The organism is Enterococcus sp. DIV1375a, assembly GCF_051712205.1.
Lineage (GTDB): Bacteria > Bacillota > Bacilli > Lactobacillales > Enterococcaceae > Enterococcus > Enterococcus faecalis.
On sequence record NZ_JBIOOM010000001.1, the window covers coordinates 1,982,841 to 2,007,297 of the forward strand.

Below are 24,457 nucleotides of genomic sequence, written 5' to 3' on the forward strand. Positions count from 1 at the left end.
ACCTCTTATTTTTCAAAAAATTTTTGATTGGCTGATTTTTTCAAGCGATTCATGTAAGCAGTGCCTAAACCAGTTTCTGCAAATCCTTGTGCAAAAATCGTGGTAGCTCCTTGCTCATCTAACGCTCTTAACCCTGCAAATAGTTCTTTTGTGGCATTTTCAACCATTTCTGCACCATAAGAATAAACAAACGCATTTTCTGTATCTAGTTGTGCTGCCTGTTCATCACTTAAAAATAAGCCGATTTTTTCCTGTTGTTCTGTTGCTTGCTGAATCGCCGCTTGCCATTCTGCTGTTTGACCGCTTATAATCCAAACTTCCGCATCAGGAGAATAGTGTTTGTATTTCATCCCTGGCGCTTTGGGTGCTGCATTTTCACTAATCAAATGTGTATCGATTTTCACTTGAGGAATAATGCTTTCCAACTGCTCTTTGGTAATTGCTCCTGGTCGTAAAATAACTGGCACACCATCTTCCGCCGTTAAATCTAAGACCGTTGACTCCACCCCAATCTGAGTTGGACCATCATCTAATATGGCAGCAATTTTCCCCTGCAAATCATGATAAACATGCTCTGCAGATGTTGGACTAGGCTTGCCAGAAGTGTTCGCACTTGGTCCGACCAATGGAACATTGGCTTGTTCAATCAAAGCTAAGGTCGCTTGGTTATCTGGCATACGAAAAGCGACTGTCTCTAAACCACCTGTTACTGTTTTAGAAAATGTATCGCTAGGCACATTAAAAATTAAAGTTAATGGTCCCGGCCAAAAGGCAGACACCAATTTTGTAGCGACTTCTGGTAAGGTCGCTACGTATTTTTTGACCATTTCAACGTTGTTCACATGAACGATCAATGGATTATCACTGGGGCGGCCTTTTACTTGGTAAACTTTTTTTACTGCCGTTTCATTTAAGGCATCGGCACCTAAGCCATAAACAGTTTCTGTTGGAAAAGCCACTAGCTCGCCTGCTTGAATGGCTGCTGCTGCTTGGACTATTTCTTGTTTGGTTAATTTTTTTGTTTCCATTGCAAATCGCTCCTTCTAGAAAAGTGGCGACGAAGAACCTTAGTTACTCGGCTATCACGAGGCGATCGTTGCCAGATAAATCTTTTTCAATTTTAATTGTTTTTTGTGGATAGGCGGCGCTCAATAATTCTTGGAGGGCCGCGCCTTGTTGAAACCCTATTTCAAAATAAATTTTACCATCTGCTTTAAGCATCGTTTGACTTTCATGAATTAATTGTTGGTATAAAGCCAAACCGTTATTTTCAGCGAATAAAGCGGTTTTAGGTTCATACGTTCGGACACTTGCATCCATTAAATGCCATTCTTGTTCACTAATATAGGGCGGATTAGAAATAAGCAGATCGATTTTTTCAGAAGCAACTGGCTGTAAGCCATTCCCATGATAAAATTCGATGTCAGCACCTAATACTTGCGCGTTTTGTTTAGCGACAGTCAACGCTTCCTCTGAAAGATCAATGGCAATAACTCGCCAGTTGGGCCGTGCCAGTTTCAAGCTAATCGCAATGGCACCTGTCCCTGTTCCGACATCCACGACCGTCAAAGGAGTATCTGGATTGGCTTTTAAGCAACGCTCGACTAATTCTTCTGTTTCTGGCCTAGGAATCAAAGTATGTTCATTAACAATAAAGGAATGTCCATAAAATTCAGCTTGTCCTAGTAAATATTGTGCTGGGTAATCTGTCAATAATTGGGCTAAATCCGTTTTTAATTGTTCCTCTTCTTCTTTGGGCATTTCTTCTTGCATATGCAAGAGCCACTGCGTTTTATCCCAACCTTTACGTTCTAAGAAAACATAGTGAATAGCATAGCCTTCTTTGCCTTGCGCCTCTAAAAAAGAAGAAGCCCAGTTAAGGACTTCAAAGTAACGTTTAGCCATTTTGCATCTCTTCTAATTTCGATGTTTGATCATATAAGACTAATGCATCAATGATTTCGTCTAATTTACCAGCAAGAATCTGATCTAGTTTTTGGATGGTTAAACCAATACGATGATCCGTTACTCGATTTTGTGGGAAGTTATACGTTCTGATTCGTTCTGAACGATCTCCGGTCCCCACCGCCGATTTACGGTTAGCATCATATTCACTTTGTGCTTCTTGTTGAATTTGGTCATACACACGAGCACGCAAAACTTTCATTGCTTTTTCACGGTTTTTTAGCTGTGAACGTTCATCTTGCATTGCGACCACGATTCCTGTTGGTAAATGGGTTAAACGAACAGCCGAAGCGGTTTTATTGACGTGCTGTCCACCAGCGCCACTTGCATGATAAATATCGACACGGATATCTTTATCAGCTAATTCGATTTCGACTTCTTCCGCTTCCGGCATAACTACAACGGTTGCTGTCGATGTATGAATCCGTCCTTGTGATTCTGTTGAAGGAACTCGTTGCACGCGGTGAGCGCCACTTTCGTATTTTAATTTTGAAAAGACGTTATCTCCTGAAATCATCATAATTACTTCTTTATATCCACCGATTCCAGTGACGTTCGCTTCTAAAACTTCCGCTTTCCACCCTTGTGCTTCTGCATATTTTTGGTACATATTAAATAAGTCGCCAGCAAAAAGTGCGGCTTCATCGCCACCGGCTGCACCACGGATTTCCATGATGATATTTTTATCATCATTTGGGTCTTTTGGTAATAATAAAATTTTAATGCGGTCTTCTAACACTTCTTTTTCTTTTTTTAAATCAGAAAGTTCTTCTTTCGCCATTTCGGCCATTTCCGCATCTAAGTTTTCACTTAAAAGTTCTTCGGCATCGCTAATCCCTTCAACAACTTGTTTATATCGGCGATAAACCTCAACCGTCTCACGTGTATTAGCTTCTTCCTTCGATAATTCCATGAAACGTTTTGTATCGCTAATGACTGCTGGGTCACTTAATAATTCGCCCAATTCCTCATAGCGATCTTCAATAGATTGTAATTGATCGTACATAGTGTCTCTCCTTACTGTTCTTCATTCACTGTTTTTGGATGAAAATAATGTTTGCGACAAACAGGATAGTAGGCTTCATTCCCACCAATTTGGACCTGATCCCCTTCATAAACGGGTTTGCCATCAATATAATGCAAGTTCATAGTTGCTTTTTTATGACAGAACCAGCAAATCGTTTTTAATTCTTCTAATTTGTCTGCATATAAAAGTAAATACTTTGAGCCTTCAAATAATTCATTTCTAAAATCATTCTTTAGCCCAAATGCCATTACTGGAATATCTAATTCGTCAACAATTCGTGCAAATTCAATGACATGATGCTTGTTTAAAAATTGACATTCATCGACTAATACGCAAAAAGGTTTGTAAGACAAATCATTAATCAAGTCAAAGACATTGGTTTCTTCAAAAATTGGAATAGCATCTCTGCGTAATCCGATGCGACTGGATACTTTCCCGACACCATCACGTGTATCTAGTCCACTGGTCATCAAAACAACTGGTTTGTCTTGTTCTTCGTAATTGTGTGCTACTTTTAAGATTTCAATGGTTTTACCACTGTTCATTGCGCCATACTTGAAAAATAATTGAGCCATGTTCACTACACCTTTCCGTTAGTTCCTTACGTATTTTACTATATTTTTAGCAAAAAAGCAGTATTTTTAGCTAAAATGGTCGTGCATTTTTCTGAAAAAAACAGAATCTACGCCAAAGTCATTTTAGCAGGGCTATTTATACTCCAACTAATGATCCTGCTAGTATGCAATAAAAAAGCCCGAAATTGTAGTTATTTGACTACAATTTCAGACTTTTTAAACTAGTTATTTTTGAGCAGAGGCAAATTCTGCTGATTGCGTACCTGCTTGACGACCATAAATGATAATATCGGCGATGGCATTGCCTCCGATACGGTTTTGACCATGTAAGCCACCTGTTAATTCACCAGCAGCATATAGACCTTTAATTGGTGTGCCATCTTCACGTAAAACTTCTGTTTTCGTGTTGATTTTCACGCCACCCATTGTGTGGTGAATCCCTGGTGCAATTTTAATTGCATAGTAAGGCGCTGTGCTTAAGTCAGCTTCCATTCCAGTTGTCCGACCAAATTGTTTGTCATCTTTGGCATTAACATCTTGGTTCCAAGTATCAATCGTTGCTTTCAATGTATCGGCAGGCATGCCAATTTTTTCAGCTAATTCTTCAATCGTTTCACCTTTTTCCACGAAACCTTTTTGATCATAGAAATCAATGGCTTTTGCACGGTCGCGAACGCCTTGGTCAAAGACTAAATAAGCTGATTTTTCTGGTAAGGCATTGATTGCTGCAGAAACTTTGTCACGTGTATCTAACTCATTAACAAAACGTTCTCCTTTTTGAGAAGCCAAGATTGCGCCTTCTCCACGAACTGCTTCACCAATTAAGAAAGCATCGCTTTGTTGAACAGTTGGGTGAATTTGAATTTCTTTCATATCCACTAACGCACCGCCAACTTTTTGAATCATTTGGATACCGTCACCTGTTGTTCCTTCTTGGTTCGTTGTAACATAGTTTTTCAATTCTGGTTTGTATTGTGTAATTAATTTTTCGTTGGCACCGAAACCACCTGTTGTGACAACGACTGCTTTTGCTTTAACTGTTTTTTCTTTATCATCTTTCATTTTCACTTTTACGCCATCAATTTGACCGTTTTCTTCAACTAAGTCTGTCACGTCAGCATCAACAAACAATGGAATTTTTTCTTCGCGAACGTTACGTACTAAACCGTCAACTAGATAGCCCCCAATTGCTGATCCGTCAGCAGGTCGGTGTGTGCGTTTTTCGCTCATTCCACCTGTAATCGTTAAATTGCTCAATGTAATTCCTTTTGTATCTAACCAATCAATTGCTTCAGCTGAATGATCAACAAAATAACGTAGTAATTCTTGATCGTTGGTTCCTTTACCGCCTTTTAGTGTTTCTTCAAAGAATTTATCGTTGCTATCTTTAATGCCTTCTTTTTCTTGGAATTTTGTTTGTGAAGCATTCATTCCTGAAGAAGATTTAATTGTATTCCCACCTGCAACAGGCATTTTTTCTAAAATAACTGGATTCATGCCAGCTTCTTTGGCTTGTAATGCAGCGGTCATCCCCGCACCACCTGAACCAACAATAACAACATCATAACTGTCTTTTAGTTCACTTGGATCTGTATAACCATTAGCAGAGGCACCAGATGTTGCTTCTGTTTTTTCAGAAGATGCTTTTGTTTTACCAGCAGCTTTTTCTTGATCGCTTGTACAACCTGTTGCTGCACCTAATAATAACCCTAGGGAAAGAACTCCCATTAACACTTTTTTCATTGTTTTCCCACCTTATAAACTATTGATTTCTACCAACACAATTTCTTATTTTTCATTTGAATAAAAATAACAGTTTGTTACATAAAGTGAACACATTCACATATCAACCGAAATAAAAAAGCTACCACTACTTTTTAAAGTTGTATCGTTAGACAAACTGACCAATTATTAATAAGTTGTTTGGGGAACAACCTATTTTTCTATTCTTTCATAAAATATCATGTTCTCGCTTGTTTGTGGATGTTTTCCAATTATTTCTAACGAATTTCTTATTTTTATTTGTCATTTCAAGGATTTTCTGGCAGAATTATTCGTTTGAGGCGAAAAGTTTTGGTATACTTAGTTTAATTAGAATTGGGAGGTTATCTAGTGAACCATACACGTTTGCTGTGGCTGGCACAGCGAAAAAGCGATCGATTTATTCGCAAAAATTTTTCATCTATTCAAATCATCGTCGCTTATTACATATTAATGACGGTTATTTCTTATTTATTGTTTTGCCTCCCTATTTTCAGAGAACCTGACTCGCATATTCCTTTTATTGATTTATTTTTCTTAGCAATCAGTACAGTCAGTGTTACTGGACTCACCACAGTCGATATTAATTCGGTTTTTAATGATCGTGGGATTGTCTTATTGGAGGTTCTTTTCCAAGTTGGTGGCTTAGGGATTATGATGATTTCAACGGTCTTTTTTATTTTATCAAAACGGCGCATCACATTAAAGCAACGTCAGTTAATTATGACTGACATGAATCAGCCACGACTGAGCGGAATTGTTCGACTGATCCGCACCACTTTTTTGATTTTAATTTGGTTCCAAGTAATCTTCGGCTCGCTCTTTTCGCTTTATTTTTATATAAGTGGTTATTATACAAACTGGCGAGATGCGATATTTTATGGATTTTATCAAGCTATTTCTGCAGTGACTAATTCAGGCTTTGATATTTCAGGTGATTCAATTATTCCTTTTGCTCATGATTATCTCTTTTTACTGGCAATTATGTTCTTAATTTTTATCGGCGGAATTGGATTTCCCGTTTTACTGGAAATTCATGAGTGGTTACATTTTAAGAAAAAGAACTTTCGTAAGAAGAAACGAGGCTTGCCTTTCCGCTTCTCATTGTTTAGTAAAATTGCTTTGCTAGCGTTTATTGTTCTGTTTATTGGTGGGACTATTTTGATTTACTTATTAGAAAAAGATCACCTATTTTTGACAATGAATGAAAGTGGCCGTTGGGTAAGTTCGATGTTTTATTCGATGACTACACGAAACGCTGGCCTCCAAATTAATGATTTAGGGGACTTCCAAATTACAACATTGATTATTTTCTCTGTGTTAATGTTTATTGGTTGTAGTCCTAGCTCTGTTGGTGGTGGTGTTCGAACAACGACTGTTGCGATTATTGGCTTGTATTTGTTAGCCTTTTTAAAAAGTGAAGATGATATTAGCGTCTTTAGCCGTAAAATAGATGACGATGATGTCAAAAAATCGATTGTCGTCTTCATGTTGTCTTTGATTATGTGCTTTTTCGCTGTCGTCTTTTTGTCAGCAACTGAAAATCTGCCCTTGATTTCAATCATTGTGGAAGTCGCTTCTGCCTTTGGGACAACCGGTCTTTCTTTGGGCATTACAGACGATTTAACAACAGTAGGTAAATTAATGATTGCCTTATTAATGTTTATTGGACGTATTGGTATGCTTTATACCTTAATGATTTTTGTACCAAAAGAAACACGTGACTTAGGCTACGAATACCCTTCAGAAAAAATTATTATTGGATAAAAAAACAAAGCCTCTCAAGTAAGAGGCTTTGTTTTTTTATTTTTTCATATGTGTGACTAGTTTGTTATAACTTTCAGAGCGTTCAATTGCATCTTCTTTAGTTTTATCAAGTAAATGTTCGACTACTTCTTGATTCTGTTTAATTGTATGCAACGCAGAGTAACGTGTTTGTTTTTCAAGGAAATCACGCATTTTGTCAAAATCTGTTTTCTTGTAGTCAATGACCATCGGATCTTTGCCTTTCTTAACTAACTCTGGATTATAGCGATAAAGTGGCCAATAGCCAGATTCAACGGCTTCTTTGGCTTGATCTAACGTCCGAACCATTCCGCCTTTGACCCCGTGATTAATACATGGGGTATAACCAATGATAATTGATGGGCCTGGGTACCGCTCCGCTTCGTCAATTGCTTTAATCGTTTGCATTGAGTTTGCGCCTAAAGCTACTTGTGCAACGTAGACATTTCCATAAGTGATTGCCATCATCCCTAAATCTTTTTTAGAGGTATGTTTCCCACCCGCTGAGAATTTGGCAATGGCTGAAGCTGGTGTAGCTTTAGATGTTTGTCCGCCTGTATTGGCATACACTTCGTTATCCATAACAAAAATATTAACATCTTCCCCACTAGCAAGAACATGATCAATGCCGCTAAACCCGATATCATAGGCCCAACCATCGCCGCCGACAATCCATTGACTCGTTTTCACTAATAAATCTTTTTGTTCATAAATTTTTGTTAAAAGTGGATCTTCATCGGCTTCTTCACTTAATGCTGCCGCTAGTTTGGTTGCTCGCTGTTGTGTTCCTTCCCCTTCAGCCATGTGTTCCAACCAATCATTTAACAAGGCTTGAAGTGAATCTGATCCGACGTTTTTAGCAAGACTTTCTTCAACCAGACTAGCTAAATGTTGACGTTTCGTTCGATTGGCAATATACATACCATAACCATATTCCGCATTATCTTCAAACAGCGAATTACTCCAAGCTGGTCCTTGGCCACATTCGTTCGTTGTATAAGGCGTCACCGGTGACGAACCACCCCAAATTGATGAACAGCCTGTTGCGTTAGCAATCATCATTCGATCACCAAATAGTTGCGTCAACAACTTAATATAAGGTGTTTCGCCACAGCCTTCACAAGCACCTGAAAATTCCATCAATGGCTGGTTAAATTGGGAACCTTTAACAGAAAGTTTTTTGACTGGGTTGGCTTTTTGTTTAAGAGTCATCGCAAAGGCCCAATTCATCGCTTGCTCTTTCTGAGTTTCATAAGGTTTCATTAAAATCGCCTTGTCTTTCACGGGACATGCCTGAACACAAAGACCACAACCTGTACAGTCTTCTAAAGAAACTTGGATACGATACATCAACCCATCTGTGCCACGCATTTCGCGCATGGCAAAACCTGCAGGTGCTTCTTTCAGTTCTTCTTCATCCGCTAAAAACGGTCGAATAGCCGCATGTGGACAAACAAAGGCACATTCATTACACATCGTACACTTATCCATTTGCCACTCAGGTACTTCTAACGCAATGCCACGTTTTTCATAAGCCGCAGTGCCCATTGGAATGGCACCGCCCTTCATTCCGTTTTCAATCAAATCTGAAACGGTCAGCTGATCCCCTTCTTGACGATTGATTGGTTCTAAAATATTTGTCACAAAAGCTGGAGCTTCCGACTCTTGATTTTCTGGTTCTAAAACAATGGTTGCCCAATCTTCTGGAACTACGATTTCTTGCAGCGATTCAAAGGTAGCATCAATCGCTTGGTAATTTTTTTCAACAATTTCCATTGATTTTTTTCCATAAGTCTTTTTCACTTCTTCTTTAAGTAACGGTAAATATTGCTCTTTCGTTAAAATATTTGTTACTTCAAAAAAGGCAGTAGACATCACTGTATTGATCCGACGGCCTAAGCCTACTTTGCGAGCTAACTCAACCGCATTGATAATATAAAATTTGATTTGGTGCTCCCCAATATATTTTTTTAACTTAGCCGGTAATAAACGGTGAACTTTTTCTTGATCCCAAATAGTATTCAGTAAAAACGTTCCGCCATCTTTTAAACCTTTTAACAGGTCGTATTTATGCAAATAGGAAGCATTATGACAAGCGATGAAATCTGCTTGTTCAATTAAATACGTGGAAGTAATTGGCTCTTTACCAAAACGCAGATGCGAAACGGTTAAACCGCCTGATTTTTTAGAATCATAACTAAAGTAAGCTTGTGCATAAAGGTCGGTATGATCTCCGATAATTTTAATCGCTTGCTTGTTTGCTCCCACAGTTCCGTCAGAACCAAAGCCCCAAAATTTTGCTTGGAAGGTAGTATCTGGCGTTAAATCTAAAGTAGGTTCTTCTGGCAATGATTGATAGGTTACATCATCAACGATCCCCACCGTAAAGCGTTGTTTTAATTCTTTAAATGGCAATAACAAATGGTCATAGATCGCTTTAATTTGATTAGGCGCTACGTCTTTAGAACCTAACCCATAACGTCCACCAATCACAATTGGACGATTTTCATGTTGATAGAGAGCGCTTTGAACATCTAGCAATAACGGTTCCCCTTCGGCTCCTGATTCTTTTGTTCGATCTAAAACCGCAACCTTTTCTACTGTAGCTGGTAATTTTTCAAGAAGGTTTTCGGTAGGAAATGGACGATATAAATGAATATTGATAAAACCAACTTTGCGTCCTTGTTGATTGAGATAGTCGACTGTTTGTTTGATTACTGGTGAAGCCGATCCCATTGAAATAATGACTTCTGTTGCATCTTCAACCCCATAATAATCGGTTAAATCATACGTTGTTCCACGAAGATTGTTAATTTTTTTCATGTATTTTTGAACAATTTTTGGCATTTCTTCGTAATTTTTATTGACTGTTTCTCTTTGTTGAAAATGAATGTCAGGATTTTGAGCGGTCCCTGAAACAGTGGGATGATTAGGATTCATGCCTCCCATTCTAAAACGAGTTACAGCTTCCTGATTCACCATTTCTTTCAGGTCATCATAATCAATCACTTCGATTTTTTGTAGTTCATGGCTCGTTCTAAAACCATCAAAAAAGTTTACAAAAGGTAAACTACCTTCTAAGCTAGCTAAATGAGCAACTGCCGACAAATCCATCACTTCTTGAACACTCGATTCTGCTAACATACAAAAACCTGTTTGGCGGGTAGCCATCACATCGCCATGATCACCAAAAATACTCAACGCACTTGTCGTTACTGCCCGAGCCGCCACATGAAACACAGAAGGCAGCAATTCTCCTGCGATTTTATACATATTGGGAATCATCAACAGTAAACCTTGTGAAGCAGTATAAGTAGTGGTTAACGCACCTGTTTTTAACGAACCATGAACTACTCCCGCTGCCCCAGCTTCTGATTGCATTTCAATAACTTGAACTTTTTGACCATAAATATTTTTTAAACCACTTTCCGCCCATTCATCTACCAACTCAGCCATTGTTGAACTTGGTGTGATAGGATAAATAGCGGCAACTTCTGTAAACGCATATGAAATATAAGCCGCTGCGGTGTTTCCATCCATTGTTTTTTTCATTTTTTCACCTTTTATCTTTCCTAAACATTGCTTGTGACTGTTGTTTTTTGTGTTTTGACATACTGATCAATTGCATTAGCTGCGATTTTCCCAGCGCCCATCGCTAAAATAACGGTGGCAGCACCTGTGACTATATCGCCCCCAGCAAAAACGCCAGGTATTGAGGTTGCTCCTGTTTTAGGATCAGCTTGAATGTAACCCCATTGGTTTAGTTCTATTTCTGGATATGTTGATAACAAGACGCGATTTGCCCCTTGGCCAATTGCCTCGATTACTGCATCAGCAGGAATGGTAAACGTGCTGTCTGGAACCGGTTCTGGCCGTCGTCTTCCAGACACATCTGGTTCACCTAAAACCATTTTGACACATTCAACACCGGCTAGATTTCCTTGTTGGTCATCTAAATAAGCAATTGGATTCGTTAACCAATAATAGTTAATTCCTTCTTCAAGGGAATGGTGGTATTCTTCAATTCTTGCTGGTAATTCTTCTAACGAACGACGATACACAATGTTCACATTTTCAGCGCCTAATCGTTTGGCTGAACGAGCGGCATCCATTGCAACATTCCCGCCGCCAATCACAACAACATTTTTAGCACGTTTAATCGGTGTATCATATTCTGGAAACTCATAGCTATGCATTAAATTGATTCGTGTTAAAAATTCACTAGAAGAATAAACCCCATTTAAACTAGTTCCTGGGATTCCCATAAAATTTGGTGCCCCTGCACCAACCGATAGATAACAGGCATCAAACTCTGACATTATTTCTTCCATCGTAATCGTTTTACCTACTACCACATTGGTTTCTATTGTTACACCTAAGGCTTCAATACTCGCAATTTCTTGTTTAACAATTTTTTTCGGTAATCGAAATTCAGGTATGCCATAGGTTAATACGCCACCAGCTTCATGAAGCGCTTCAAAAATAATTACTTCGTAGCCGAGCTTTGCCAAATCCCCCGCAACTGTTAACCCAGAAGGACCAGAACCGACCACTGCGATTTTCCCTTTTGTTGGTTCCGCTGTTTTCTTAGGAAACTTGTGATTTTCTAATGCCCAATCGGCAACTAAACGTTCTAATTTGCCAATTGCCACTGGTTCAAAGTTTTTGGCTTTCCCTAATTTACAAACTTGTTCACATTGTTTCTCTTGCGGACAAACGCGTCCACAAATAGCAGGTAAATTCGTATATTTACTTAAAATATCGGCTGCTTGTTCCATGTTTCCTTCACGAATAGCTAAAATAAATCCAGGAATATCAATCATCACGGGGCATTTAGCAATACAAGGTGCATTTTTACATTGTAAACAGCGAATCGCTTCTTCTTGCCCTTCTGCTAATGTATAGCCTAAGCAAACCTCTTCAAAATTATTCTTTCTGATAGTAGGTGCTTGTTCCGCAATCGGTGTTTTTATACGACTTTTTCTAGCCATTTTTCTCCACCTGCTCTTTCAAACGATCTGTAAAGCAAACTGCTTCTTCTTCCTGATATTGCTTCATTCGATTAATGAATTCATCCCAATTTACTTCATTGCCTTTAAACTCAGGTCCATCAACACAGGCAAATTTCATGGTGCCATCAACAGTGACCCGACAACCGCCACACATACCTGTTCCGTCAATCATAATAGGATTCAAGGAAACATAAATTGGTAATTGATGTTTTTCAGCTGTCAAGGTACAAAATTTCATCATGATGCTGGGCCCAATCGCCCAACTGCACGCTACAGATTCACGTGCAATAACTTCTTCCATCGCTTCTGTTACTAAGCCCTTTTTACCTAATGAACCATCATCCGTTGTAATGATTAGTTCATCCGAATAACGACGGCATTCTTCTTGTAACAGAACTAACTCAGCTGTGCGTGCCCCCAAAATCGTAATCACTCGGTTGCCTGCTTCTTTTAAAGCCTTGATAATTGGATAAATAGCCGCGATGCCAACCCCGCCACCGACAACCATCACCGTTCCATATTGCTTCACTTCTGTGGGCATACCTAAAGGTCCAGTGATATCTAACAAAGAGTCGGAAGTTTTAAGTTGGGAAAGTGCAGCTGTTGTCTTACCGATTACTTGGAAAATAATTCGAATACTGCCTGCTTGTGGATTTGTCTCCGCAATCGTTAAAGGGATCCGCTCTCCTTTTTCGTCAATTCTTAAAATAACAAACTGTCCAGCCTGGGCATGTGTCGCTATTCTTGGCGCTTCCAGCCAAAAATCAAATGTATTACTAGATAATTGAGTCGACTGAAGAATATTAAACATTGAAATACCTACCTTCATCATTCCTTTTCATTCTGACTCCTACTTTCTTAAACCTTTAGGCAACGCTATCAGATAAAGTTGTGGCAACACTTTTAACAAATGTTTTTAGCATTTCGATGTCTTCTTCTTCTGCATTGTTTTCAATTTCAACTGTTTCAGCTACTTTTTTAGCACCAGCTTTTTCAAAAGCTCCTACAAAATCATGCGCTGATTTACAGAAAAATTCACCATATTCACGATCACCGGAACCAACAACGCCAAATGGCTTACCTGCTAAATCCTTTTCAGTTAATTCATCAAAGAAATCTTCAAATTCAAAAGGCAGTTCCCCATCACCATAAGTATACGTTGCGATAATACAAGCATCTGCATCATCAAAGAAGTCTACATCAACTTCTGAACATTCTTCACGTTCTACTTCAACTCCAGCTTCTTGAAACTGTTCTTCCAAAATCTCGGAAATTTCTTCTGTGTTTCCAGTCATACTTGCATAAACAATTTTTACTAGTGCCATCTTCATTCATTTCCTTTCTTTTTTCCTAAATATTTCAATGCATTCAAATGCAATTGTAACCCCTTACATTAATTCCTAAAAAAATAACTTTTACAAATGATTTTATTCACAAACTAATCTAAATAAGTATGTACTCTTCCCCTTTCGAGATAGAGTATTTTTTACTACGTCTTTACTATACCACATTCCAAACCTTTTTAACAATATTTTTAAGGTAAAAAAAATATTATTTAGGTTCTTTTTTATAAAACGTTTTTCCTTCTTCCAATCATAAAAATTGCTTCTAAAACCGCTCCCCCTAATGCACGAGCTTTGTCGGAGATCGTCAAGCAATCGACTTTCTCAACTGGTCGAGGATCTACATCTGCACACTTCAACCCTTGACAACATATTACCTTTTCTGAGATCAATCCTCTTAAAGTCCCTGTCAGAGGCGAATAAACTGGAACCTGATCGATAAAAAATAATGCTTCCCCTTTCAACACAAAATCCCCTATGTTTTTAAGGTGGGTAACTTGTCCTGAAGCAGGGGCATGGACAACTCGTTCCGCACTTTTTCCGCCAATTTCACCTGGAATACCTGTATTAGGTAAAGCTGTTCCTTCAAAGTATAAACGCCCCAGCCCATGTCCACGCATTGTCTCAATCACAACATCGACATCTTGCGGTGCTGAAAAGCCTGGTCCTAAAGCAATCGTAATCGGTGCCATTCCTCGATGCGTACCTAAATTTTTCTTAGCCAAAATCGCATCGATAACAATCAGTGGTTTCAATTGTTGAATAGCACTTGCTGTTTGATCGACAAAAACAGGCAGCTTATTTTGCTGCCAACATTTCGCGCAATCCTTTAATGAAGTAATTCGAACAGCAACCAAATCTTCCACTCTTTGTTCTTTCTGGAAAATAGCATCACAAACTGAAACAGTCCGCCGAATGGCCAGAGGACATTCTGTTTCTAATACTAGTATTTTAAAGCCAACGTGCCATAATTTTTGGATAACGCCTGTCGCTAGATCACCCCCTCCGCGAACAATCACTAATTTTTCTTGGATGTTTTGACTGATTTCTCCCATAAAATAAGTCCTTTCTCTAATTCCATATTGCAAGCAATAATCTTGTCTAATTTTTCAAAACAGCTTTTGGGTAATTGAAGACAGACATTCATTGCTTGAACAAATTCTCTTCGCGTATGGGTTTGATTTAAACACAAAATTCGTTGGCCTTGGCTCTCTTTAAACAATCCTTTTGGATGAGCAATCAGTTGAGCTAACAATGTTTCTGTGATTGGTTCTTGTAGTTGCGCATCGGTTAATTCCAAAAAAAGCGGCAACCGATGAATGGTCGTTTCATCTATCTTTTGACCAATCACAGAAATCGGAAGCACACCAATTGTGGTGGTTGTTTCTTTTAATATCACGGGTTCATAAGAGGACCAGCCTTTCAAAGGTCGTTGTTTGGACCCATCCGCTTCTAAAAAAACTTTCGTGAAGTGCTGAAACAATGTTTGAAACGAGGTCATTGCAGGCATCGTTAGTTTTGTTTGGTTGTTGATAGCGGTTCCTGCTAAAGTGATTCCGCAGATATTCGGCGTTATTTTTTCAAAATGGTTTGTATAAAAATAATCATACAATTGACGTTGGGGAAACCCAATTTTTGTAGTTGTACTAACCAGAACAGCTTCCTTTCGATATGTTTTTGCTAGCGCCCACATTAAGCTTGTTTTCCCACCACTACCAACAATCGACACAATCTCCTTTCCTTGTAAATCAAAACACTTTTTTAAGGACTCCACAGTTGGTACCTCCTTTCCCCAAGGTCATTTTTCACAGAAAAAATAGAGGCTACGCGTACTTTTGCTTCTTCTAAAAAACATACACTGTGAGTTATTTCCGCTTCATTAATGAGTAAACCGATCCCACAACCATCCGTCAATGATGGTGGCAAAGTAAAGGCGCGAACAGCCACCTTTCTTGCCAACAGTACTTGTTCCGCCTGAATAGCATAATGTGTATTCGGAAAGGTTAGCAAATACTCCATCTTTTCACCTTCTTTTTTTGTTAAAGCGTAATTACTTTAGCCGCTTGATTCATTGTTTCAACAATTTCGTACATATTAGTAATAGAGCCGATAGCTAAGGTGTCTGTTAAATGATAAAAATCTAAACAGGCCCCACACGTTTGAATCGTGGTTCCCTTCTCCGCTAATTGTTGCAAATCAGCTAAGGTGTTCGCTGCTTGATTCGTTAAAAACGCCCCTCGATTAAAGAATAATAGCTGTGTAGGAACAGTTTCTGCTTCTGATAAAGATTGAAGATAACTTTTCATTAATAGTCGTCCTAGCTGCTCGTCTCCAGTACCTAATTGATCGGAGCCAATCGTAATTACTAAATCTGTTGCTGACTGACTTGTTTGTTGAGTCGCTTCTTCAGGTACCGTAATTTTGACAGAGAAAACCGTGGCTTCTATCTGCTTCGCAGTCAAAGTGGCCTGTTTTTTAGCAGCTAATTTTTTCAAATTTTCAACAGCTACTTCGTTATCGACTAAAACCTCGATAGTGCCTCCAGCTAAACCTAACTCCGCCAAAGCTTTTTTTGTTTCAATCACAGGTATTGGGCAAGGTTTCCCCAATGCATCTACTAATTTCATATTTGGCCCTTCTCTCTATAAAAGTACTACTGCTTGTTGTTCTTTTGGCAGAACCTCGCCAATAATTTTGGCAACAGGGTCCTCTTTTTGAATAGCTGCTAAACAGGCTGCCGCTTCATCAGCAGCGACACTAATTAACAGTCCGCCAGATGTTTGTGGATCAAACAAAAGTTCTTGCATTTCCATAGAAATTTTTGAATAATCGATTGTCGTTCCGATTGTTTGTCGGTTTCTTTGCCCAGCTGCAGTGACTAAACATTCTGCGGCGTAGGCCAACGCTCCTGTAATGGTTGGTAATGCTTCTGTATCAATCAGTAATGTTACCTGATTATCAGCCATTTCTTTCGCATGAATTAATAGACCAAACCCAGTCACGTCAGTACAAGCATGTACTGCGTAGGATCGAGCATTCGCAGCGGCATATTTATTTAAACGTTCCATCGAATCTTGTGCGATTTTTTGTTCCGTCTGCTTCGCCAATTGCCCCCGAACAGCCGCTTGAATAATTCCTACACCTAATGCTTTAGTTAAAATCAAGACATCCCCCACCTGTGGCGTATTATTATGCCACAAATTTTCTGGATGAACTTCTCCAGTTACCGCTAAGCCATACTTAGGTTCATGGTCATAAATCGAATGGCCTCCCGCCAGTAAAGCACCCGCTTCCTTTAATTTTAAACTGCCACCCAAGAGCATTTGTTCCAACCATTCTTTTGACATCTTTTGTGGAAAACAAACAAGATTTAGCGCATAAAGGACTGTACCGCCCATGGCATAGACATCACTTAAAGCATTAGCGACCGCAATTTTTCCAAATGATAACGGATCATTGACCATTGGTGAAAAAAAATCAACCGTTGAAATCAAAGCTTTTTCAGGCGTTATTTGGTAAACCGCGGCGTCGTCGGCATGTTCAAATCCGACGAGTAGCCGCTCATTTGCCGGTGTTTCGGGTAAGTGTTGCAACAATTGATTCAGTACACGGGATTCAATTTTTGCCCCGCAGCCACCTGATGTACATTGTGATAAAAAATCCATGCTGTCCGCTCCTTCTCAAATTAGTAGTTCTTGTAAAGCGTGAATTGTCCAAGTAATTTCTTCAGGCGTTGTCTGCCAACCAAAGCTAAAACGTAAGGTGCCAGTTGCTAAAGTCCCAGCTGTTTCATGGGCTAATGGTGCACAATGCAAACCTGCGCGCGTCATAATGCCATATTGTTCTGCTAGTTGCTGTGCCACCACTGTTTCTTCCTGATTCCACAGTGTGATAGAAACAACAGGGACAGTTTGTGCCACGTCCTTGGTTCCTAAAATTGTGACAGGTAACCCTGATAAACCATTTAAAAAATTCTGCATTAAGGTTCGTTCGTGCTTTTGAATCGCTGCTAAACCAATTTTATTCAACTCTTTAATAGAACTATTTAAGCTTAGAATACCTAAACTGTTTAACGTACCAGCTTCAAATTTATCTGGTAAAAAAGAGGGTTGATCAAAGGAATTAGAATGGCTACCAGTGCCGCCCGCCATCAGTGGTTTGACCGCTTCAGCCCCTCGCTCACTAAAAGCTAACCCACCAATACCTGCTAATCCATATAAGCTTTTATGTCCAGTAAAGGCTAACACATCAATGGCCATCTGGGTCATTTTTATTGGTAGAAAGCCCGCCGTTTGAGCCGCATCCAAAACGGTTAATAATCCTTTCTGTTGGGCCCATTGAAAACATTTTTCAATGGGTAAAATGGTGCCTAAGACATTGGATGCGTGTGTCATCACCAAGGCTTTTGTATTCGTTCGCCAAGCTCGCTGAATATCTTCTACATCTAACAGGCCAGTTTTTTGACAAGCAACATATGTCACTGAAATACCTCGTTCTTTCTCAAGTAAGTGAAGCGGTCTGGCTACTGCATGATGTTCTAACATAGTCGTAATTACATGGTCGCCAGGTTGTAAAAGACCTGCTAATGCAAGATTTAAGGAAGTTGTTGCGTTATTCGTAAACGTAATCTGAGCCGCACTGGGTGCCTGAAAAAAGTCTGCTAACAATTGACGTGTCTCTAAAAGAGGAAGCCCCTCTCTAAGCAAAGGGGCATTTCTTCCGTAATTCATGAACTGATTTTCTGCTAAATAGGCAGTCAAAGCCTCAATGGTTGCTGGAAATTTTTTATAGGAAGTCGCTGCATAATTTAAATAAACCAAGTCCTTCATACGTTTTTCCTCTCTAACTATTGGTTTCTTGAATTAATTTTCTGTACTCTTCTGGCGTATCGATATCTTTTAAACGGCCAGGAGTCGCTATTCTCAACATCTGAACTGCTTCTGGAAAGCGTTCATAAATCATGCGTCCGCCTTTTTCACCAGTCAATGTTAATAGTTCTTGTCGAAATTGATTACCGAATAATACTGGACTACTAGGACAACCATCTTTTTGTAATGGCACTACAATTTTATTTCTCTGACATTTATCTAACACGGGTTGTAGCATTTTAGGTGTTAACAATGGTTGATCACTAGGTAAGTATAAATAGCCAGCTCCCCGAGCTTGTTCAGTTCCTAAACGAATACTGCTACTTTGCCCTTCTTGCCATTGATGATTGAGAATCAACTGAATGTTCTTAGGTAAAGGAAACGCTGGCTGATTCTCAGGCGAAACAACTAAAATCCGTTCTAATACGTCTAATTGATTCACTAAGGTTAACGTGTGCTCCAAAAATGTTTTTCCTTGATATTTTAAGAACAATTTATTTTGGCCCATCCGTTGTGAATTGCCCGATGCTAGAATAATGACACTAACGAGTGACATGAGTTGTCTCCTTTTATCTTTTTTTCTTTTGATAAGGGGTATTTTCTAAAGGCAGACTTGGTCGGAGCTGACCATCCAAGGCAAAATATGCGCCTGCTAAAGCTGGTGCGGTAGGGATCGTTGCTAACTCACCTACGCCTTTAATTCCATAAGCTAAACCTTCGTGAAGATTGTCAGCATGAACCAAAATTGTTTCGATTGGTGGTACTTGAGTGGCGTTCACTAATCCTAGCGTTGCATATTTTGCTTTAACATAGCCTTCTTCTAAGGCAAATTTTTCAGTTAAAGCATACCCCATGCCCATCGCAATCCCACCTTCAATTTGACCTTCAGCAGCTCGTGGATTCACCACTTGCCCCATATCATACGCAGCCACAAATTTAGCTACTTTTCCTTTGTCATCTAGAATAGCTACTTCAGCAGCATAACCATAACCAGCATGACTAACTGGACTTTTTTTATCATTAATTAACGGATCCGTTTTCGCTGAATATTCCCCATAAAATTCTTCGCCTTCCAAATCGCTTAAAGCACGTCCCATATCAAGTTCATACCGTAATTGCATTGCCGCTCTTCTAGTTGCTTCTCCTGTGAAGAGTGACTGCCTCGAAGCCGTTGTTGTTCCTGAATTCGGCGTTCTTCTCGTATCAGGTGCTTCCGCAACAATCATTTCTGGTGGTAAATTTAATGTTTCACAGGCAATTTGCGTCGTAACGGTTGCCATCCCTTGACCGATACAAGCAGCACTTGTGCGGACATGTATTTTTCCTTCTTCAACAGAAATAATACAACGCCCTGTATCAGGTAGCCCCACACCCACGCCACTGTTTTTAAAGAAACTAGAAATTCCAGCAACTTCCGCTTGTTCATAGACGTCTTTAACTGCTAACAAGGCTTCTTTTAACGCCGCATTTTTCGAGACCAATTGTCCATTCGGTAAAGTATCTCCTGGGGCGACGGCATTTTTAAAGCGTATTTCCCATGGTGATAGTCCGACTTTTTCTGCTAACAAGTTTAAATTACTTTCAATTGCAAAAGCCGTTTGGCAAACACCAAATCCACGAAATGCACCTGCTGGCGGATTATTAGTATATACAGCAAACCCTTCCACATCAATCGTTTGATACTTGTAGGGACCTGCCGCATGTGTACAAGCCCGTTGCAATACCGGTCCTCCTAAAGAAGCATAGGCCCCAGTATCCGCATAAATCACTGCTTTCATTGCAGTTAAATTGCCTTCTTCATCACAGCCGGTCGTAAAGTCCATTTCCATGCCATGGCGTTTGGGATGAACCATCAAACTTTCTTCACGGCTTAGCAGTACTTTTACTGGTTTCTTCAATAACCAAGCGGCTAAGGATGCATGATGCTGAACACTCATGTCTTCTTTTCCACCAAAACCACCACCAACAAGTTTTGATTGAACATGAATTTTTTCCTTGTCTAGCCCTAGCATCCGAGCCACTTCCCGTTGTTCATCATAGATACTTTGACCCGCACTAAAGAGTAAAATGCCCTCACCTTCAGGTTGTGCAATCGCACATTCGGGCTCCATAAAGGCATGTTCATTAATTGGTACGGAATAATGTTCTGTCACTACAAACGCAGAATTTTCTAACACTTCCTCTGCATTGCCACGTACCAAGTGTTCATGAGACAAGATATTGCCCTTTTCATGAATAGCTGGTGCACCTTCTGCTAAAGCAGCTTCACAAGAAGTAAGCGGTATCATTTCTTCGTAATCAACTTCCACTAAATTTTTTATCTCTGGTAAGGTTTCTTTTCTTTTTGAAACAACGAGTGCTACTGCATCCCCAACATACCGTGTTATTTCTCCTTCTGGAATCATTACATCCCAATCGGAAATAAATTCTAAATGACCAATTTTATTATTTCCTGGAACGTCTTTAGCTGTGAACACAGCCACACAGTCAGGATGCGCCAATGCTTGGGTACTATCGATTGATAGAACTTTTGCGCGAGGATAGGCACTCCGCAAAGCAGATGCATGAAGCATTCCTTCTATGTCAATGTCATCTACATAAATCCCTGTTCCTAAGGTTTTCTCCACTGCATCGACCCGTTGGAAGTCTTCCCCTAATTTACCATTTGAATGTTCTTCTGGAATGCTCGCTTCTTCACAAAACATTTTAGCAGCTAACTGAATGGCTTCTATTATTTTCACATATCCTGTACAACGACAAATGTTTCCTCGTATAGCTTTCTGAATGTCTTCTTTTGTGGGTTCGGGTTTCTTGTTCAATAATCCTTGTGCCGAAATAACCATCCCAGGGATGCAATACCCGCACTGAACTGCACCCGTTTTTGCAAACGCATAGGCATAGACATCTTTTTGCCGTTGGCTTAAACCTTCGATTGTCGTGACTTCTTTACCAGCTAATTTTTCTAGAGTAAACAAACATGCTTTGGAAGCCTTTCCATTTACTAACACCGTACATGCACCGCAAGAGCCTTGGTTACAGCCATCTTTTGTTCCAGTTAGGCCCAGATCCTCCCGCAAAAAGTCCATTAATTTTTTGTTTGTTTCACAGGTTTCACTTTGACCATTTACAATAATTGAATACATTTCTTGCACCTCGATTTCTGATATAGTTTAGTGTTCAATCACCTAGATTATACCACAAATCTCCGTTCTAAAAATTATTTTTTAGCAAAAAAAGTTTTTTATTTAATTTAAAGGTTCGCATTATTGATAGCGCTGTTGAATTAATTCTCCCGCGATGCTAATCGCTAACTCTTCTGGTGTTTCGGCTGCAATGTCTAAGCCAATTGGCATGAAAATTCTTTCAATTTCAGTCATTGTATAACCGACCTCTTTTAACCGTCGAACTTGTGAAGCAATTTTGTGTTTGCTCCCCATCACACCAATATATTTGGCTGGTGTTTCCAATAACTGTTTGGCAACGATGAAATCAAAATTGTGTCCTCTGGTAATCACTATACCATAATCGTCCGCCGTTATTTCAATAAACGCAGCTAAATTTTCTAAAGGAATCACCCGTAGTTCTTCAGCTTGTGGAAAAGCTTGTGCCGTCAAAAATTCTGGACGATCGTCCACTACAACGCAATAAAACGATAAATAGTTTAAAATAGGTACCAATGCGCGTGCGACATGACCACTTCCAAAAATATACACTTTCCCTACTTGGAGGATCGCTTCTGTTAAAAAAATTATGTCCTCTTTTTGCTCACAATGGATACCTTTAGGTAGCAAACTTAATTCCCCCTCCCAAGAAGTGGAACCAATCAATTCGCCTGTTTCACTATAAAAGGATACTTTTCCTAAATTGTTTTGATCTAGTTCAGTCATTAACCAACCTTGTTGATTATTTTGAAAATGCGTTTCTATGGACTCACACAACTCTTTTAAAAATGGCGTTTCCCATGAAAGATAATGGAAAAAAATCGTGACATTTCCGCCACAGACCATGCCTAAATCAGCAATATTATTCGGTGCTAAAATAAATTGACGTTGTGCATTTTCTTTCTCAATAAGTAGCTTTTTTGCCACTTGTTCAGCCTGAAATTCAACCGCGCCACCACCAACAGTTCCGGCTATTCTACCTTCGGCGGAAACCAGCATTCTAGCCCCTTGACTTCGTGGTGTAGATCCTGAACTTGTACCAATCGTTAATAACATCGTGTCTTGCTTTTCCAATATTGCCTGTTTCAAACGCTGAAATACTTCTCTCATTTCAGTTCCTCCGATACTACATCCTGTTCTTTAAATATTTCTTCAAAGCATGCCTCTACCTGTTGATACACTTTTTTCTCAAATAAAAGATATTGATCAATCAACTCTTTTCCTTGATCCGTAACAATTGACCCGCCACCATTACAACCGCCAACGCTTTTGATAATTAATGGAAAAGATAGCTCTTCTTCAGCTACCCGCACAATCCGCCATGCCTTATTATAAGACATTTTCATCTCTTTTGCCGCTAAGTTTAGTGACCCAGTTTGCTGAATTTTTTGTAAAACTTCGACAACGCCAGGACCAAAAAAGTTCCGATCTGTTTTTAATTTTAAGTTTAGGGAATACGTAAACATCTTCTCCTCCTTTATTCGTTCATTTTTTTATAGATAACGTAAGGGAAAAAGGATACGAAAGCTTACTCACTTTCGTATCAAAAAAAGCAATCTTCACTCAAGTGCTACACGCTTTTTTGGTTTTAAAATGACATTTAAAAGGACTGCTACCAAAGTGGTTAAGATAACTTCCGAATTACCGAAAATCGTTGTTACCCAAGTTGGAAAACCAGCTAAGCTTCCAGTAGACAATGTGACACCAATTCCAAATGCTAGAGCTGTTCCGACAACCCCAGTATTTCGAGGAGTCATTTCCTGCGAAGCAATCATCCGAATACCTGTCATAGAAATAGAAGCAAAAACTGAAATCGTTGCGCCACCAATTACCGCGTAAGGAATCGTAGTTAATAACGCAGCTACTTTCGGAACAAAACCAGCAATTAATAATATAACTGAAGCGAAAACCAGAACATACTTATTAATCACTTTTGTTACCGTAACCAGACCAACATTTTGTCCAAAAGTTGCCACTGGGATTGATCCAAATAAACTGCCAATAAAGTTAGTGAAACCACTCCCCATAATTCCGCCAGATAATTCTTCATCCGTTGCATCCCGATCCATTGCCCCAACCGTTGTTGCTGTAAATTGGCCGATGGCTTGAACAGCATCAACAATAAACATCACCACAAGCGTAAAGATTGGTACCAATTGAAAATCCAGTCCAAAGTGAAACGGGGTAATTACCTGAACGATTTTAGCATTTTGAACTGGCTCAAAACTAACCATCCCTAAAGCTAAAGAAATCAAATAGCCAATAACCATTCCGTTTAAAATTGCTGATAACTTCAAAAATCCTTTTGCAAAATAATTGAAGTAAAAGACAATCGCAAAGGTTAATAATGCAACTAACCAATTCCGGGCTGAACCAAAATCAGCACTACCAGCTCCTCCTGCCATATACTTAATCGCAACTGGAAACAAGGATAGTCCAATGCTTAAAATAACCGTTCCTGTTACTAAAGGCGGAAACAACACACGGATTTTTTTAATGAACAAACCAACAATAATAACAAGAATACTGCCAACTAATTGGGAACCAAAAATTGCTGCAATCCCAAAATCAGCTCCGATGGCCATCAAAATCGGTACATACGCAAAACTTGCCCCCATCATAACTGGTAACCGTGAACCCACTTTTCCAAAAATAGGGAAAAGTTGAATTAACGTTGCAACTGCTGAAAAAATCAATGATGTTTGAATCAAAATAGTCGTATCACTAGGACTTAATTGGCAAACTTTGGCAATCATGATTCCCGGTGTGACAATCCCTACTACTGCTGCGACAACGTGTTGCAATCCCATCGGAATTGCTTCAGAAATTGATAGTTTCGCATCATATTCAAATAATGCTTGCTCTTTTTTTTCATTCATAGGATCGTTTCCTTCTTCTTTTTATTCTAAAAGGATTGTTCCCCTTAATCAATAAAGAATGCAATCCTTTTTCCCTCAGAA

21 protein-coding genes are annotated in these 24,457 nt (G+C 39.3%); 1 reads left to right on the top strand and 20 read right to left on the bottom strand.

Annotation, left to right across the window (positions count from 1 at the left end; genetic code table 11):
- Positions 1–5: 5 nt before the first annotated feature.
- The 5 genes from IGJ63_RS09645 to IGJ63_RS09665 all read right to left on the bottom strand — a co-directional run bounded on the left by IGJ63_RS09645 (position 6) and on the right by IGJ63_RS09665 (position 5,310).
- Entirely contained in the window at positions 6–1,028 is a 1,023-nt protein-coding gene (locus tag IGJ63_RS09645; protein WP_174125968.1) for an L-threonylcarbamoyladenylate synthase, read from the bottom strand.
- A 43-nt stretch (positions 1,029–1,071) separates the two neighbouring features.
- A complete protein-coding gene (gene prmC, locus IGJ63_RS09650) occupies positions 1,072–1,905 on the bottom strand; it encodes a peptide chain release factor N(5)-glutamine methyltransferase (protein WP_174125967.1) in 834 nt (277 codons plus the stop codon).
- Entirely contained in the window at positions 1,898–2,971 is a 1,074-nt protein-coding gene (gene prfA, locus IGJ63_RS09655) for a peptide chain release factor 1 (protein ID WP_002356619.1), read from the bottom strand. Before prfA ends, prmC begins: the two co-directional genes overlap by 8 nt.
- Positions 2,972–2,982: 11 nt before the next feature.
- The gene (locus IGJ63_RS09660) at positions 2,983–3,567 is read right to left on the bottom strand and encodes a thymidine kinase (RefSeq protein ID WP_002356618.1); all 585 of its coding nucleotides are present in this window, start codon (positions 3,565–3,567) and stop codon (positions 2,983–2,985) included.
- Between the two features lie 225 nt (positions 3,568–3,792).
- Entirely contained in the window at positions 3,793–5,310 is a 1,518-nt protein-coding gene (locus tag IGJ63_RS09665) for a flavocytochrome c (protein WP_002356617.1), read from the bottom strand.
- 369 nt (positions 5,311–5,679) lie between these two features.
- Between IGJ63_RS09665 and IGJ63_RS09670 the strand changes: the two genes are divergently transcribed.
- A complete protein-coding gene (locus IGJ63_RS09670) occupies positions 5,680–7,095 on the top strand; it encodes a TrkH family potassium uptake protein (protein ID WP_010823069.1) in 1,416 nt (471 codons plus the stop codon).
- A gap of 36 nt (positions 7,096–7,131) precedes the next feature.
- Here IGJ63_RS09670 and nifJ read toward each other — a convergent pair whose 3' ends face one another.
- The 15 genes from nifJ to IGJ63_RS09745 form a co-directional block, all read right to left on the bottom strand.
- Positions 7,132–10,665, bottom strand: coding sequence for a pyruvate:ferredoxin (flavodoxin) oxidoreductase (gene nifJ / locus IGJ63_RS09675; RefSeq protein WP_023894473.1), 3,534 nt, complete (start codon positions 10,663–10,665; stop codon positions 7,132–7,134).
- A 20-nt stretch (positions 10,666–10,685) separates the two neighbouring features.
- Positions 10,686–12,104, bottom strand: coding sequence for an NADPH-dependent glutamate synthase (gene gltA, locus IGJ63_RS09680; protein ID WP_002365018.1), 1,419 nt, complete (start codon positions 12,102–12,104; stop codon positions 10,686–10,688).
- Complete coding sequence (locus IGJ63_RS09685) at positions 12,097–12,954, bottom strand: sulfide/dihydroorotate dehydrogenase-like FAD/NAD-binding protein (RefSeq protein WP_002365019.1); 858 nt, start codon at positions 12,952–12,954, stop codon at positions 12,097–12,099. The genes gltA and IGJ63_RS09685 overlap by 8 nt, the downstream gene beginning before the upstream one ends.
- Before the next feature lie 37 nt (positions 12,955–12,991).
- A complete protein-coding gene (locus tag IGJ63_RS09690; protein ID WP_002382673.1) occupies positions 12,992–13,456 on the bottom strand; it encodes a flavodoxin in 465 nt (154 codons plus the stop codon).
- Between the two features lie 236 nt (positions 13,457–13,692).
- Entirely contained in the window at positions 13,693–14,523 is an 831-nt protein-coding gene (yqeB, locus tag IGJ63_RS09695; RefSeq protein WP_164978396.1) for a selenium-dependent molybdenum cofactor biosynthesis protein YqeB, read from the bottom strand.
- A complete protein-coding gene (yqeC, locus tag IGJ63_RS09700; RefSeq protein WP_002384172.1) occupies positions 14,487–15,242 on the bottom strand; it encodes a selenium cofactor biosynthesis protein YqeC in 756 nt (251 codons plus the stop codon). The genes yqeB and yqeC overlap by 37 nt, the downstream gene beginning before the upstream one ends.
- Positions 15,230–15,487, bottom strand: coding sequence for a DUF3343 domain-containing protein (locus tag IGJ63_RS09705; protein WP_010823885.1), 258 nt, complete (start codon positions 15,485–15,487; stop codon positions 15,230–15,232). The genes yqeC and IGJ63_RS09705 overlap by 13 nt, the downstream gene beginning before the upstream one ends.
- 20 nt (positions 15,488–15,507) lie before the next feature.
- Entirely contained in the window at positions 15,508–16,095 is a 588-nt protein-coding gene (gene yedF, locus IGJ63_RS09710) for a sulfurtransferase-like selenium metabolism protein YedF (RefSeq protein WP_002367122.1), read from the bottom strand.
- A gap of 15 nt (positions 16,096–16,110) precedes the next feature.
- On the bottom strand, positions 16,111–17,133 hold the full coding sequence (gene selD / locus IGJ63_RS09715; protein WP_002362241.1) for a selenide, water dikinase SelD: 1,023 nt from the start codon (positions 17,131–17,133) through the stop codon (positions 16,111–16,113).
- 15 nt (positions 17,134–17,148) lie between these two features.
- The gene (sclA, locus tag IGJ63_RS09720; RefSeq protein WP_325817087.1) at positions 17,149–18,297 is read right to left on the bottom strand and encodes a selenocysteine lyase SclA; all 1,149 of its coding nucleotides are present in this window, start codon (positions 18,295–18,297) and stop codon (positions 17,149–17,151) included.
- Between the two features lie 13 nt (positions 18,298–18,310).
- On the bottom strand, positions 18,311–18,892 hold the full coding sequence (mocA, locus tag IGJ63_RS09725) for a molybdenum cofactor cytidylyltransferase (protein WP_002356598.1): 582 nt from the start codon (positions 18,890–18,892) through the stop codon (positions 18,311–18,313).
- 13 nt (positions 18,893–18,905) lie between these two features.
- Positions 18,906–21,479 (bottom strand): selenium-dependent xanthine dehydrogenase, encoded by a 2,574-nt coding sequence (gene xdh / locus IGJ63_RS09730; protein WP_002356597.1) that lies wholly within the window; start codon positions 21,477–21,479, stop codon positions 18,906–18,908.
- Between the two features lie 120 nt (positions 21,480–21,599).
- The gene (locus IGJ63_RS09735; protein ID WP_002398004.1) at positions 21,600–22,607 is read right to left on the bottom strand and encodes an XdhC family protein; all 1,008 of its coding nucleotides are present in this window, start codon (positions 22,605–22,607) and stop codon (positions 21,600–21,602) included.
- Positions 22,604–22,963: a winged helix-turn-helix domain-containing protein gene (locus tag IGJ63_RS09740; RefSeq protein ID WP_002356595.1), complete on the bottom strand. Its 360-nt coding sequence runs from the start codon at positions 22,961–22,963 to the stop codon at positions 22,604–22,606. The genes IGJ63_RS09735 and IGJ63_RS09740 overlap by 4 nt, the downstream gene beginning before the upstream one ends.
- Before the next feature lie 93 nt (positions 22,964–23,056).
- A complete protein-coding gene (locus IGJ63_RS09745) occupies positions 23,057–24,376 on the bottom strand; it encodes a nucleobase:cation symporter-2 family protein (protein ID WP_002356594.1) in 1,320 nt (439 codons plus the stop codon).
- Between the last annotated feature and the right edge of the window lie 81 nt (positions 24,377–24,457).